Annotated in this window: 14 protein-coding genes; 11 read left to right on the top strand and 3 right to left on the bottom strand. The window is 72.8% G+C overall.

Annotation, left to right across the window (positions count from 1 at the left end):
* The first annotated feature begins 48 nt into the window (after positions 1-48).
* Together QN157_13840 and ltaE are read left to right on the top strand one after the other, a co-directional pair.
* Entirely contained in the window at positions 49-336 is a 288-nt protein-coding gene (locus tag QN157_13840; protein MDR7556671.1) for a hypothetical protein, read from the top strand.
* Complete coding sequence (gene ltaE, locus QN157_13835) at positions 326-1390, top strand: low-specificity L-threonine aldolase (protein MDR7556670.1); 1065 nt, start codon at positions 326-328, stop codon at positions 1388-1390. The genes QN157_13840 and ltaE overlap by 11 nt, the downstream gene beginning before the upstream one ends.
* 428 nt (positions 1391-1818) lie before the next feature.
* Here the strand turns inward: ltaE and QN157_13830 are convergent, their stop codons facing one another.
* From QN157_13830 to QN157_13820, 3 genes are read right to left on the bottom strand one after another with little or no spacing between them, the layout of a single operon-like run.
* Positions 1819-3180, bottom strand: a complete 1362-nt coding sequence (locus QN157_13830; protein ID MDR7556669.1) for an MlaD family protein — start codon at positions 3178-3180, stop codon at positions 1819-1821.
* Positions 3177-3965: an ATP-binding cassette domain-containing protein gene (locus QN157_13825; GenBank protein MDR7556668.1), complete on the bottom strand. Its 789-nt coding sequence runs from the start codon at positions 3963-3965 to the stop codon at positions 3177-3179. Before QN157_13825 ends, QN157_13830 begins: the two co-directional genes overlap by 4 nt.
* A 4-nt stretch (positions 3966-3969) precedes the next feature.
* Positions 3970-4776: an ABC transporter permease gene (locus QN157_13820; protein MDR7556667.1), complete on the bottom strand. Its 807-nt coding sequence runs from the start codon at positions 4774-4776 to the stop codon at positions 3970-3972.
* Positions 4777-5280: 504 nt separating this feature from the next.
* Here QN157_13820 and infC point away from each other — a divergent pair.
* From infC to pheT, 9 genes are all read left to right on the top strand, one after another.
* Positions 5281-5775 (top strand): translation initiation factor IF-3, encoded by a 495-nt coding sequence (gene infC, locus QN157_13815; GenBank protein ID MDR7556666.1) that lies wholly within the window; start codon positions 5281-5283, stop codon positions 5773-5775.
* Positions 5776-5793: 18 nt separating this feature from the next.
* Positions 5794-5991, top strand: a complete 198-nt coding sequence (gene rpmI / locus QN157_13810; GenBank protein ID MDR7556665.1) for a 50S ribosomal protein L35 — start codon at positions 5794-5796, stop codon at positions 5989-5991.
* Positions 5992-6060: 69 nt separating this feature from the next.
* Entirely contained in the window at positions 6061-6420 is a 360-nt protein-coding gene (gene rplT, locus QN157_13805; protein ID MDR7556664.1) for a 50S ribosomal protein L20, read from the top strand.
* Between the two features lie 39 nt (positions 6421-6459).
* Entirely contained in the window at positions 6460-7812 is a 1353-nt protein-coding gene (locus QN157_13800) for a potassium transporter TrkG (GenBank protein MDR7556663.1), read from the top strand.
* Between the two features lie 131 nt (positions 7813-7943).
* Entirely contained in the window at positions 7944-8594 is a 651-nt protein-coding gene (locus tag QN157_13795) for a TrkA family potassium uptake protein (GenBank protein MDR7556662.1), read from the top strand.
* Complete coding sequence (locus QN157_13790) at positions 8591-9403, top strand: RNA methyltransferase (protein MDR7556661.1); 813 nt, start codon at positions 8591-8593, stop codon at positions 9401-9403. Before QN157_13795 ends, QN157_13790 begins: the two co-directional genes overlap by 4 nt.
* A gap of 135 nt (positions 9404-9538) precedes the next feature.
* A complete protein-coding gene (locus QN157_13785) occupies positions 9539-9661 on the top strand; it encodes a hypothetical protein (protein ID MDR7556660.1) in 123 nt (40 codons plus the stop codon).
* A gap of 295 nt (positions 9662-9956) precedes the next feature.
* Positions 9957-10955, top strand: coding sequence for a phenylalanine--tRNA ligase subunit alpha (gene pheS, locus QN157_13780; GenBank protein ID MDR7556659.1), 999 nt, complete (start codon positions 9957-9959; stop codon positions 10953-10955).
* Complete coding sequence (pheT, locus tag QN157_13775) at positions 10955-13033, top strand: phenylalanine--tRNA ligase subunit beta (GenBank protein ID MDR7556658.1); 2079 nt, start codon at positions 10955-10957, stop codon at positions 13031-13033. Before pheS ends, pheT begins: the two co-directional genes overlap by 1 nt.
* Positions 13034-13043 lie beyond the last annotated feature (10 nt).

Below are 13043 nucleotides of genomic sequence, written 5' to 3'. Positions count from 1 at the left end.
GTGCGGCCGGAGGTCGACGGCGAGGGGCCGGGAAAGGCAGGGAGGGAGATGCGCAGAACCGTAGACGACCCACCGGCGAAGTGGCTGGGACTCGCCGTGTTCCTCCTGGGCGCGGCGTTCCTGGTGGCCGTCTTCGTCATGGCGTACCGCGACGTGGTGGCCTCCGGTGTCCTGGGCCGGGTCACCGCAGCCGGGCAGGCGGCCGAGCCGGGCCCGGCGCTGGTGACCCTGGCGATCAAGGGCGTCCTGCTGATCGTCATGGCTGTCGCCGGAGGGGCGCTCGCCAATCGGGGCATCGGCCTGTACGCGGCCGCCCGCGGGTCCGATGAAGGCTGAACTCTCGCGCCCGCAGGCGGCCGTGGACCGCGTCATCGACCTGCGCAGCGACACCGTCACCCAGCCGACGGAGGTGATGCGCGAGGCGATGGCCCGGGCCGAGGTGGGCGACGACGTCTACGGGGAGGATCCCACGGTCAACGCGCTGGAAGCGCTGGCCGCGGCGCGCACGGGCAAGGCCGCAGCGGTCTTCATGCCGACAGCCACCATGGTGAACGCCGTGGCCGTGCTGAGCCAGACCCAGAAGGGCGACGAGGTGATCGTCGAGGCCGACGCCCACCTGTACAACATGGAGGCGGGCGGCCTCGGGGCGCTGGCGGGCACCATCCCGCGGCCGATCCCCACCGACCGCGGGGTCATCACCGCCGCGCAGCTCGAGGCGGCGCTGCGCCCGCCCGATCCCCACCACGCGCCGGCCCGGTTGGTGTCGTTGGAGAACACCCACAACCGCCACGGCGGGACCGTCGCCACGCCCGAAGAGACCGACGACTTAGGGGCGGCCGCGCATCGCGCCGGGCTGCGCTTCCACCTCGACGGTGCCCGGCTCTTCAACGCCGCCGTGGCGTTGGGCGTGCCCGCTGCCCGGCTGGCGGCCGCCGCCGACACCGTGACGCTGTGCCTGTCCAAGGGGCTCTCGGCGCCTGCCGGGGCGCTGCTGTGCGGCGACGCCGAGGTCATCGCCGTCGCCCGCCGCTACCGCAAGATGCTGGGCGGCGGTATGCGGCAGGCCGGGGTGCTGGCTGCCGCCGGGATCGTGGCGCTCGAGCAGATGGTCGACCGGCTCGCTGACGATCACCGGACCGCCCGTGCGCTGGCCGAGGCCCTGGCGGCCGTGGACGGCGTCGTCGTCGACCTGGATCGCGTGCAGACCAACATCGTCCGCTGCGAGGTGCCTGGCCGCGATGCGCGCCAGGTCGCCGTCCGGCTGCGCGAGCTGGGCGTGCGGGTGAGCGTGCTGGGCCCCACGCGCCTGCGGCTGGTGACGCACCGGCACGTGGGGCTCGACGACGTGCCGGTGGTGGTGGACGCCTTCCGCGCCGTGCTGGGCGTCTGACGCCGGCGCCCGACGACTAGACGGACGCCGCGCTGGGTATGTGCTCTTCGGACGTCACGCGCCGGTGCGGTACCGCAGGAGGAAATCGTCGCGGCGTCGCGAATGTACACGTCGACGACGGGGAACCGTCACGTGTGCGAAAGGAGGCGACCTCGATGGCCAAGAAGGCGAAGAAGGCGGCCAAGAAGAAGGGCAAGTAACCCCGCTGGCTGCCTTGCGAATGGCAAGGGAGCACTGCAGGCGCGGTGCTCTCTTTCTTTTCCCGTGTTGTCGAGGGTATGCGAGGTCTCTCTGCCGCAGGGGCTCCTGCCGGCGAAGGCGCGGTGCTCCCTTTCGTGCTGTCGTGGGTATGCGACCGTGCACGGGGGCGAGGGGAACTGGCAGGACGGCGCGCCGGCCACGCCCACGGCGGCGCACTGGCCCCGTGCTCAGAACCGGCGGAAGTAGCCCAGGCCGAAGGTGGACGTCTGCAGCAGGTCGGTGGCCCGCAGCGTGATGCCCCAGTCGCGCTGGAAGAAGTAGGACGCGTAGAGGTTCAGGGTGAGCCGGTTGAGGTTGGAGAGGTCCAGGGAGTAGACGGGACCCGGCGGCGTCCCGTAGTCCACGCCGGCGCCCAGCTGGGAGTCCACCAGGCCATAGCGCAGGAAGACCGGCGGCCGCTGGAGCCACTGGCCCACCTGCAGGCCGACGCGGTTTGCCTGTCCCACGTCCCGCCACGTGAAGATGTACCGCCGGGGCGCGTCCGGGAGCAGCGTGAACGTGATGTCGTGGCCCAGCCGCGTGGTGTACCACAGCTCGTACTGCAGGCGATAGCTGGTGCGCAGGTCCGGGAGCTCGAGCCGGTCGGGGATGACGCGATGGACGCGCTCGACCACCTGGTCGGCCCGCCGGATCAGCGCCCGGGCCTCCCCCACCGCCTGCCGCGCCTCGGTGACGGCTGCCTGGGCCTCGTGCAGCGAGGCCCGCACCTGCTGCACCTGCGGCTCGTTGATGACGCCCTGCAGGTCTTGCACCATCCGGTCGATGCCCTGGGCCGCGCGGCGCACGGCGGCCACCGTCTCGCGCACCTGCTGCGCGGTCTGGCCGCCTGCGGCCACGTCTCGCGCCAGGGCACGCAGGTCGCGGGTCGCGGCGGCCAGGTCGTCGACCGTGGCGCGTGCGCCGGCGGCGATGGCGGGCACGTCCTCGCTGGCCGTGCGCTCCAGGGACCGCGCCATGCGGTTGGTGGTCTCGGCCACCCGGCGCATGACCGCCGTGGCCTCGCGGACGTTCTCCGCCGCCTCGGCCAGCGCCCCGCGCAGTGCCGGATCGCCGACCAGACGGGTGATCTGCTGGAGCGCGTCCTCGGCCTGGCGGGCGACGGCGACCACACGGGCCACCACGTCCTCGACCGTGAACGGCTCCTGTCCGACCACGATGCTCCCGGGCGGCAGCGGCGGCGCCGTCGGCGGGCCCGGCGTGATCGTCACGAACCGCTCGCCGAGCAGGCCCGTGGTGCCGATGGCGAAGCGCGATCCCTGGGGAATCGCAAACCGCGCCCTGATGCGCAGCACGATCTCCGCCTGACCGGCCGGCGTCAGGGCGATCGACCGCACCTCGCCGATGCGGACGCCGGCCAGCTGCACGGGCGCGCCCTCGACCATCCCGCCGGCGGTGTTCACGCGCAGGCGGATCACGTAGCGCGGCTCGAGCAACTCGCCGGGCCCGCCCGCCAAGAAGACCACGGCGCCCGCCAGCGCGGCGACGAAGAGCAGAACCGCGAGCAGTCCGACCTTCGCTTCGGGACTCATGCGGACACCACCTCGGCGCCCGAGGCCAGAAACCGCTGCACGAACGGGTGGGCCGATGCCCGGATCGCTGCGGGCGTGCCTGCGGCGACCAACCGCCCGGCGTCCATGACCGCGAGCTCGTCGGCCAGCCGGAAGGCGCTCGCCAGGTCGTGGGTCACCACGACGGCAGTGGTGCCCAGGTCGGCCCGCAGGCGCAGGATCAGCTCGTCCACCGTCCGCGCGGTGATCGGGTCGAGGCCGCCGGTGGGTTCGTCGTAGAGCAGCAGGTCGGGCGCCAGCGCCAGAGCCCGGGCGATGCCCACGCGCTTGCGCATGCCACCTGACAGCTGCGCCGGCAGCAGCTCCCCGGCACCCGTCAGGCCCACCAGGGCCAGCAGCTCGTCGACTCGGGCCCGGAGCGCCTGCCCGGCGAGGCGCCGGTGGCGGCGCAAGGGGAAGGCCACGTTCTCCGCCACGGTCATCGAGTCGAAGAGCGCAGCCGACTGGAAGACGACGCCCACCCGCATGCGCAGCGCGTCCAGGTCCTCGTCCGGCAGGGCGTGCACGGGCTGGCCGAAGACGTGGATCGTGCCGCGGTCGGGCCGCAGCAGTCCCACCAGATGCTTGAGGAGGACGCTCTTGCCGCACCCGCTGGGACCCATGATGACCTGCACCTGCCCGCGGCGCACCTCCAGGCTGACGCCGGCCAGCGCCTGCGTGGTCCCGAAGCGCTTCCACACGTCGCGCACCACCACGATCGCCTCGTCTGCGGGGGGCTGGGGGGTCCGGAGGTGAGCCTCGGCCATCGCGCTACCGCACCCGGAAGAGCACCTGGTTCAGGAAGTAGTTGAAGGCCATGATGAGCACGATGGACGCGACCACCGCGCCGGTGGCCGCACGGCCGACGCCTTCCGCACCGCCTGTGGCGGACAGGCCCCGATACGCGCCCACGGCGGCGATGATGAGCCCGAAGCACACCGACTTCACCAGCCCGGCGTAGAGGTCCCACGTCCACGTGAACTGCCGCAGCGACGCCCAGAACGATCCCGACGGGATCCCAGCCGCCACCGCCACCACCGAGCCGCCGATGGCTCCCACGACCTCGGCGAACATGGTGAGAATGGGCAGGGCCACGGCGGCGGCCACCAGGCGGGGCACGACCAGGAACCGCACGGGATCCGTGGCGAGGGCGCGCAGGGCGTCCACCTGCTCGGTAACCGTCATGGTGCCCAGCTCGGCCGCGATCCCCGCGCCGACCCGGCCAGCGATGACCATCGCGGTGAAGACCGGGCCTGCCTCGCGCGCCAGCGACACCCCCACCAGGCCGCCCACGAAGCCCTGCGCGCCGAACTTGAGGAAGACCCCCGAGGTCTGGTAGGCCAGCACCATCCCGGCGAACACTCCCGTGACCAGCACGATGAAGGTCGAGTCCCAGCCGATGCGCTTGAGCTGGACGATCGTCTCGCCGAGTTCCAGGTGGCCACGTCGCACCCAGCGGAACGCGTGCGCCAGCATGCCCACGGCGCGGCCCACGTCCGCCAGCCACGCCAGGACCGCCCGGCCGGCAGCGGCCAGCAGCCCCGCCGACGCTGTCCGGACCAGCGCACCATCGTCCATCGCGTTCCTCTCTTCGGTGCGCCCGGCGCACGATTCCTCTGCGCCATCCGTCCCGGGCCGATCTGGGGAGCAGGTGCAATGCCCGCGCAGGGCGTGCGCCCACGGCCGGGGCCCCGGCGCCCTGCGGTGCCCACAGGATGCGCGCCGTTGGAGCCGGCGGGCCCGAACGTGAGGCCGCCTGCCTCGGCCCGGACCGTGAGGCAGGGTTGCGCGGGTGCTGCCGGGGCGGCCCACGCGACGCCCCCGGCTCCATGGGGCAGCGCAAGGCAGGCCCCCGCGCGTTGACGGCGTCCCCCGCCAATGCTATACTCCGCCCGGTTGTGCGGCCTGAAGTAGAAGCCATCCGCTTCTCACCCGAGCGCCCCGAGGGTGCGCCTCGGGTGGCCGCGGCGCGCACCGCTCCTGCGGGGATGGCATCGGCCGTCCCCGTTTGAGTTTTTCACCATCCCGTCGGGGCGCCGACGGGAACCCGGGAGGGCGACGGGCATCGACCGCGAGATACGGGTGAACGAGCGCATTCGGGCCCGGGAGGTACGACTGATCGGGCCCAACGGCGAGCAACTGGGAATTCTGCCCACGCGCGATGCCCTGGCCAAGGCGCAGGAGTACAACCTGGACCTGGTGGAGGTCGCGCCGACCGCCACCCCGCCCGTGTGCAAGATCATGGACTTCGGGCGGTACAAGTACGAGCAGAGCAAGCGCGAACGAGACGCGCACCGCAAGGCGCGGGGTGGCGACCTCAAGGGCATGCGCATGAGCCCCAAGATCGGCGAGCACGACTTCCAGGTGAAGGTCCGGCAGGTGCACGAGTTCCTCCGGGAGGGCCACAAGGTGCGCGTCGCCATGTGGTTTCGGGGCCGGGAGATGGCGCACCCCAAGGTCGGGGAGGACCTGCTGCGACGGCTTGCCGCGCAGGTGGGTGACGTGGGCGTCGTCGAGCGGATGCCCACCCTGGAAGGACGCAACATGATCATGATCCTCAGCCCCAAGAAGGCGTGAGGCAGGCGGGAGCGAGCGGTGGCGAAGCGCAAGACGCACCAGGGCACGGCCAAACGGATCGGTGTCACCGGCACCGGCGCGCTGACCCGGGGCCGTCAACACGGCGGGCACCTGAAGGTCAAGAAGCGCCCCAAGCGGAAGCGTTCACTGCGCGAGCGCCGGCTCGTCCACGCGGCCGACGCGCCGCGCGTGCGGCGGCTCCTGCCCGGTATCTAGGGCGCGGGGCGGCCCTGCAGCCGGCGCCCCTACGACGTCCGCACCGTCGCACGGGAAGGTGAGACGACGATGGCACGGGTGAAGCGCGGCGTCACCGTTCGGCGACGCCACAAGAAGATCCTGAAGCTGGCGCGCGGGTACCGCGGGGCGAAGAGCCGCTGGTACAAGCTGGCCAAGCAGTACACGACCCGCGCCCTGGCGCGCGCCCGCATCGACCGCCGGCTGCGCAAGCGGGAGTTCCGCAGCCTGTGGATCGTGCGCATCAACGCGGCGGCGCGGGCGCAGGGGCTCTCGTACAGCCGGCTCATCAACGGGCTCCGCCGCGCCGGGGTGGCCGTCGATCGGAAGATCCTCGCCGATCTGGCGGTGCGCGACAAGGCGGCGTTCGACGCCCTGGTCGCCCAGGCGAAGGCCCACCTGGGGGGATAGCGGTTCCCGGGGCGCCCGTGGCGTCCCGCGACCCGGCCGATGGCGCGTTCGCTGGCAGTCCCGCGACCGTCGCGGGCGCTGCGTCTGACGCTGAGCCCCGCACAGTCGCTCCTGGTCGGCTTCGCCAGCGTCATCGTGCTGGGCGGCGTGCTGTTGAGCCTGCCCATCGCGTCCGAGGACGGGCGCCCCACGCCCTTCTTCACGGCGCTGTTCACCGCCAACTCCGCCGTGTGCGTGACCGGCCTCGTGGTCGTGGACACCGCCGACCACTACTCGACCTTCGGCGAGCTGGTCATCCTGGCGCTGATCCAGATCGGTGGCTTCGGGTACATGACCTCGTGGGCCCTGCTGGCGCTGCTGCTGGGCTGGCGTATCGGGCTGCGGGAGCGGATCATCCTCACCGAGGCCCACGGGCTCTACCAGGTGGGCGGGGTCGTCCGGTTCACGCGCCGCATCGTGGTCCTCGCCCTGGCGGTCGAGGCCGTCGGGGCCGTCCTGTTGACCCTGCGCTTCGCCGCCGAGACGTCCCTGGGGCGGGCGGCCTACCTCGGGCTGTTCCACAGCGTGTCCGCCTTCAACAACGCGGGCTTCGACCTGATGGGCGGCTTCCGGAGCCTCACGGCATATGTCGCCGATCCCGTCGTCTCGCTGGTGGTGGCCGCGCTCGTCGTGGCCGGCGGCCTGGGCTTCGTGGTGCACTTCGACCTGCTGGCGCGGCGGCTGTCCTTCCACTCCAAGGCGGTGCTGCTGACCACGGCGGTGCTGATCGGCGGGGGCACGCTGGCCATCCTCGCGCTGGAGCACGCCAACCCCAGGACGCTGGGGACCCTGCCGTGGCCGGGGCGGGTGCTCGCGGCCGTCTTCCAGGCGGTCACCCCCCGCACGGCCGGGTTCAGCACCGTGGAGGTCGGGGCGCTGACGCAGCCGACGTTGATGCTGCTGGTGGCGCTGATGTTCATCGGGGCGTCGCCCGGCGGCACGGGTGGCGGGATCAAGACCACCACCTTCCTGGTGCCCCTGGCGGTGATCGTCAGCACGATCCGCGGCTCGCCGGACCCCGTGCTCTTCCGGCGGCGCCTGCCGACGTTCGTGATCAACAAGGCCGTCACCCTGGCGCTGCTGGGCGTGGCGTTCGTGTTCACCATGGCCGTGGTGCTGACCCGCGTCGAGGGCGCCGACCTGCTGCCCAGCCTCTTCGAGGTGACGTCGGCGTTCGGCACGGTGGGCCTCAGCACAGGGCTGACCCCCCACCTGTCGCCGCTGGGGCGCGCTATCATCATGGTGACCATGTTCACGGGTCGCGTGGGGCTGCTGACGCTGGCGTTCGGGCTGACGCGCCGGGAACGGCCGGTGCGGATCCGCTACCCCGAGGAACGGCTCTACGTCGGCTAGCACGGGGCGCGGGCCGCGACGTGCCGTGGACGGCGGCAATGACCGGGCAATGAGACTGCGAGCGGGCGCGCCCGGGACACCTGGAGGCACCCAGGGAAGCGCGCGCCGCCGGTAGGGCGTGGGGGAATACCATGGCAGAGTTCGCAGTGATCGGCATGGGGCGCTTTGGCCGGAGCGTGGCGGTGACGCTGCAGCAGCTGGGCCATCGGGTGCTGGCCATGGACAAGGACGAGGAGCGGCTGCGCCGGGTGGCAGAGGAAGTGACGCACGCCGTCCAGCTCGACGCCACCGACGCCGAGGCGCTGCGCGGGGTGGGCATCACCAACTTCGATGCCGTGGTGGTGGCCATCGGGAACTACATCCAGGAGAGCATCCTCACCACCCTGGTGCTCAAGGAGCTGGGGTGCAAGAAGGTGGTCGCCAAGGCGGTGGACGACCTCCAGGCGCGCGTGCTCGAGAAGGTGGGGGCCGACCTCATCGTGCGCCCCGAAAAGGAGATGGGGGTGCGCGTCGCGCACCTCCTGTCGTCGCCCAGCCTGGTCGACTACCTGGAAGTCTCCCCGACGTTCTCCATCGAGGAGATCAGCGTCTCGACCCGCCTCGAGGGCCGCACGCTCCGCGACCTCGACCTGCGCGGCCGGTTCGGGGTCAGCGTGCTGTTGATCCGTCGGGACGGGCAGCTGTTGATCTCGCCGCCCGCGGAGACGGTGCTGCGCGCCGGGGACGTGCTGGTGGTCGTGGGCGAGAACCGCCAGCTCAGCAAGCTCGAGTCCAGCCTGTGACGCCGCCGCGGATCAGCTCGACGCACCACCCGCTGGTCCAGACATGCAAGCGCCTGGCCGCGCACCGCCACCCCGACCGGGACGGCCGCATCCTCCTCGACGGCCCGCGCCTGATCGAGGCGGCGCTCGACGCCGGCGCGCCCCTGGAGGCGGCGCTGTTCGCGCCGGAAGCGGCCCTCTCGGCGACGCACCGGGCGGTAGCGCGCCTGCGGGAGGCCGGCATCCCGGTCTACCAGGCGACCGCCCGCGTGGTGCAGGCCGCCAGCGAGGTCACCACGAGCCAGGGCCTGGTGGCCATCGGCCGCACGCCGCGGCCACGGCCCGAGTTCGAGCTCGTCCGCGAGCCCGAGCTGGTCCTGCTGGTGGCCGACCGCGTGCAGGATCCCGGGAACGTGGGCACCATGGTGCGCACCGCCGTGGCGGCGGGCGCCACGGCCTTCGCCACCACCGAAGGCACGGCCGACCCGTTCGCCCCCAAGGCGCTGCGGGCCACCATGGGCGCCGCCTTCGCCCTGCCCATGGTCCAGATCGGCCGCGCGCGCCTGCAGGAGTTCCTGCGCGCTGCGCGCCCCGCGATCTACATCGCCGACCCGCGCGGCACGCTCGTCTACACCGAGGTGCCCTGGCAGCCCCCGCTGGTGATCGTCGTGGGGAACGAGACGTCCGGTCCGCATCCGAGCTGGCCGGACATGGGCCAGCTGGTGCGCATTCCCCTCTATGGCCCGGTGGAGTCGCTGAACGTCGCGGTGGCCGCCGGGCTGCTGCTCTACGAGGTCGCACGGCGCGTGCGCGGGCACGGAGGTGGGTAGTGCTGCGGGACCGGTTTGCTTGCGTCGTCCGACGACGCTGTGCTATACTCGCGCCGTCGCGCGGCGGTCCTACGCTGGAGCGAACGCGGCGGCGGGCTGCTGGCGCGACAACGGGCGCACGCGGGGGCACAGACGATGCCGCGCTGGTCGGCCGAGTTCTGCTGGCAGCTCTTCGTGGCCACCGGATCGGTGTGGGCGTATCTGGGCTACCGCTACGCGGCGCGTGTGGCGCTGGACCGCTGGCTCTCGCTCAACTGAAGACCGTCGGCGATGACGGAGCGAGTACCGGCAGCCTGCCTCGTCCCGGATGGGTCTGGGAGCAGGGAGGGAGGGCCATCGACTGCGAGCCCTCTCGAGCGCAGATGTCGGGAAGTTCCCTCCGGAGCCGCCGGGCTGAACGCCTCGGGGTGCCAGTAGGCCTGGCCGGATTCCCGCCGTAACCGGGACCAGAGGACCGGGCCTGCCGGTCTGGTCGAAGAAGGGTGGTATCGCGGAAGCGGCGCTTTCGCCCCTGCGGGCGAGGGCGCCGTCGCTGTTTGGGGAGGCCACGGGCATGCGGATCGACGAGCAGCTCGACGAGCTCGACCGGCTGGTAGCGGACGCGCTGGCACGCCTGGACGCCGCGCAGACGCCCGACGCGCTGGAGGCCCTGCGCCGCGAGGTGCTGGGGCGGCGCGGCCGGCTGGCCGCGCTGATGAAGCTGCTGCCCGCACTGCCTCCGGAGCAGCGGGCCACCGCCGGGGCGCGTCTCAACGCGGCCCGCGCCCGGCTGGACGCGGCCCTGGCCGCCCGGCGCGCGGCGCTCGCCGGGCAGGCGACCGCTGCCCAGCTGGCCGCCGAAGCCCTGGACGTGACCCTGCCAGGTCGTCGGGGACCGCTGGGCCGGCGGCACGTGCTCCGTCGCACGCTGGAGGAGATCGAACGGATCTTCATCGGGCTCGGCTTCGAGGTCGTCGAGGGGCCGGAGGTCGAGACCGAGGAGTTCAACTTCGAGCGCCTGAACATGCCCGCCGACCATCCCGCACGCGATACCCAGGACACCTTCTACCTCGGTGGCGACCGGCTGCTGCGCACCCAGACCACGGCGGTGGACGTCCGCGTGATGCTGGAGCGCCGCCCGCCCATGCGCATCCTGACCTTCGGGCGGTGCTACCGGCGCGACGCCATGGACGCGACCCACATGCCGGTCTTCCATCAGGTGGACGGCTTCATGGTCGGCGAGGGCATCACGTTCGCGGACCTGAAGGGCGTGCTGGCCGCCTTCGCCCGGGAGATGTTCGGCCCGCAGGCGCGCACCCGCTTCCAGCCCAGCTACTTTCCGTTCACGGAACCCAGCGCCGAGCTGGCCGTCACCTTCGAAGGCCGCTGGCTCGAGCTGGGCGGGTGCGGGATGTTCCACCCGCGCGTGCTGGAGCTGGCGGGCATCGACCCGGAGCGCTACACCGCGTTCGCTTTCGGGCTGGGCATCGACCGGCCGGCGATGGTGCGCTATGGCATTCCCGACATCCGCCTGTTCTGGGAGAACGACCTGCGGATGCTGGAGCAGTTCTGATGCGGGTCCCGCTGGACTGGCTGCGCGACTACGTCGACCTGCCCGAGGGCGCCGAGGTCCTGGTCGAGCGGCTCCCGATGCTCGGGCTGGGCGTGGACCGTGTGGACGTCGACGATCGTGGCAGCGTCGTGCTCGACCTGGAGATCGCCTCGAACCGGCCAGACCTGCTGAGCCTGCTCGGCATCGCCCGCGAGCTGGCGGCCTGGGCCCGCCGCCCGGTGCGGCTGCCCGACGACGCGGTGCAGGAGCACGACCCGCCGGCAGCGGACCGGGCCGCGGTCGAGATCGTCGAGCCCGAGTTGTGCGCCCGGTACATCGCCCACGTGATCGCGGACGTGCACGTCGGCCCCTCGCCCCAGTGGCTCGCGGCGCGCCTGGAGGCGGCGGGCGTGCGGCCCGTCAACAACGTCGTCGACGTCACCAACTACGTGATGCTGGAATGGGGCCAGCCCCTGCACGCCTTCGACCTGGCCCGGCTGCTCGGCAGCCGCATCGTCGTGCGGCGCGCCCGCGACGGTGAGGTGCTCACCACGCTCGACGGCATCGAGCGCCGGCTCGACCCCCAGATGCTGGTCATCGCCGACGCGCATCGGCCGGTGGCCCTGGCGGGCATCATGGGCGGCGCGCAGACCGAGATCACGGCCGCGACCTCGACCGTGCTCCTGGAGGCCGCCGCGTTCGCGCCCGCCAGCGTGCGGCGGACCAGCCGGCGCCTGGGCCTGCGGACCGAAGCGTCGGCGCGCTTCGAGCGGGGGATCGACCCGGAGCTGACGCCCCGCGCGGCGCGCCGGGCTGCCGGCCTGATCGCCGCGCTGAGCGGTGGGCGGGTGCTGCGGGGTGCGGTCGACGCCTACCCCGCGCCGGTCGCCCGGCCGGCGATCCGGCTACGCCTGGCGCGCGTCCGCCGGGTGCTCGGGGCAGAGGTGCCGGCCGAGGAGGTCGTGGAGATCCTCACGCGCCTGGGCCTGGCGGTCACGCCCGGCCCGGCAGAGAGCGGTCCGACGATCCTCGCCGTCCCGCCCGTCGGCCGGCGCGACCTGGAGCGCGAGGAGGACCTGATCGAAGAAGTCGCGCGGCACTGGGGCTACGAGCGCATTCCCGAGACGATGCCCGTGGAAGCGCTGGCGCAGGGGCGGCGCAGTGCCCGCCTGGAGGCGGAGGTCACGGCGCGCGACATCTTGATCCGGGCCGGGCTCACCGAGGCGATGACCGTGTCGCTGGTGCATCCGCGGCTGGTGGAGCGCCTGGGCGTGGCGCCCGACGACCCATGGTGCCAGCTGGTGCCCATCGAGAACCCGCTGGTCGCCGACCATACCCATCTGCGCTCCTGCCTGCTGCCCGGCTTGCTGGAGGCTGCCCGGATCAACGCCAGCCGCCGGCAGCCGGCGATCCACCTGTTCGAGATCGGCAGGGTGTTCCGGCGAGCCGGGGACGCCATCGCGGAACGCCGCGCCCTGGCGCTGCTCCTGCGGGGACGCTGGTTGGTGCGCGACTGGCAGGTCCCGGAGGCCGAGCGCGCGGTCACCTTCTACCACCTGACCGGCGTCCTCGAGACGCTGGTGCGGGAGCTGCACGCCGGGCGTTTGGAAGTGCACGCGGGTGGGCCGGCCTGGCTGCACCCCTACCGGGCCGCCCGCCTGCTGCTCGACGGCACCGCGCTGGGCGTCGCCGGCGAGCTGCACCCCGACGTCGCCGCGCGGTTCGACCTCCCCGGCCGCACCTACGTGGCCGAGCTCGACCTCGAGGCGCTGCTCGATCGCGCCATGCTGCACCCACGGTTCGTGGCCCCACCGCGCCACCCCGCGGTGCGCCGCGACGTGGCCGTGGTCGCGCCGGTGACGCTGCCCCATGCCGTCGTGGAAGCGGCGCTGCGGGAGGTCGTGGGAGAATGGCTGGAGGCTGTCGAACTCTTCGACGTGTACACGGGGCCCCCGCTGGCGCCGGGGACGCGGAACCTGGCCTACGCGCTGACGTTGCGCGCGCCCGATCGCACGTTGACCGGCGAGGAGGTGGAGGAGGTCATGCGACGTCTGACGGTCACCCTCCCCGCCCGCCTGCCCGTGACGATCCGCGGGTGAGCGCACGAGG

Source organism: Armatimonadota bacterium, from assembly GCA_031459855.1.
Lineage (GTDB): Bacteria > Sysuimicrobiota > Sysuimicrobiia > Sysuimicrobiales > Humicultoraceae > Fervidifonticultor > Fervidifonticultor primus.
The sequence above is the reverse complement of the archived record's forward strand: the minus strand, read 5'-3'. Positions and strand labels throughout refer to the sequence as shown.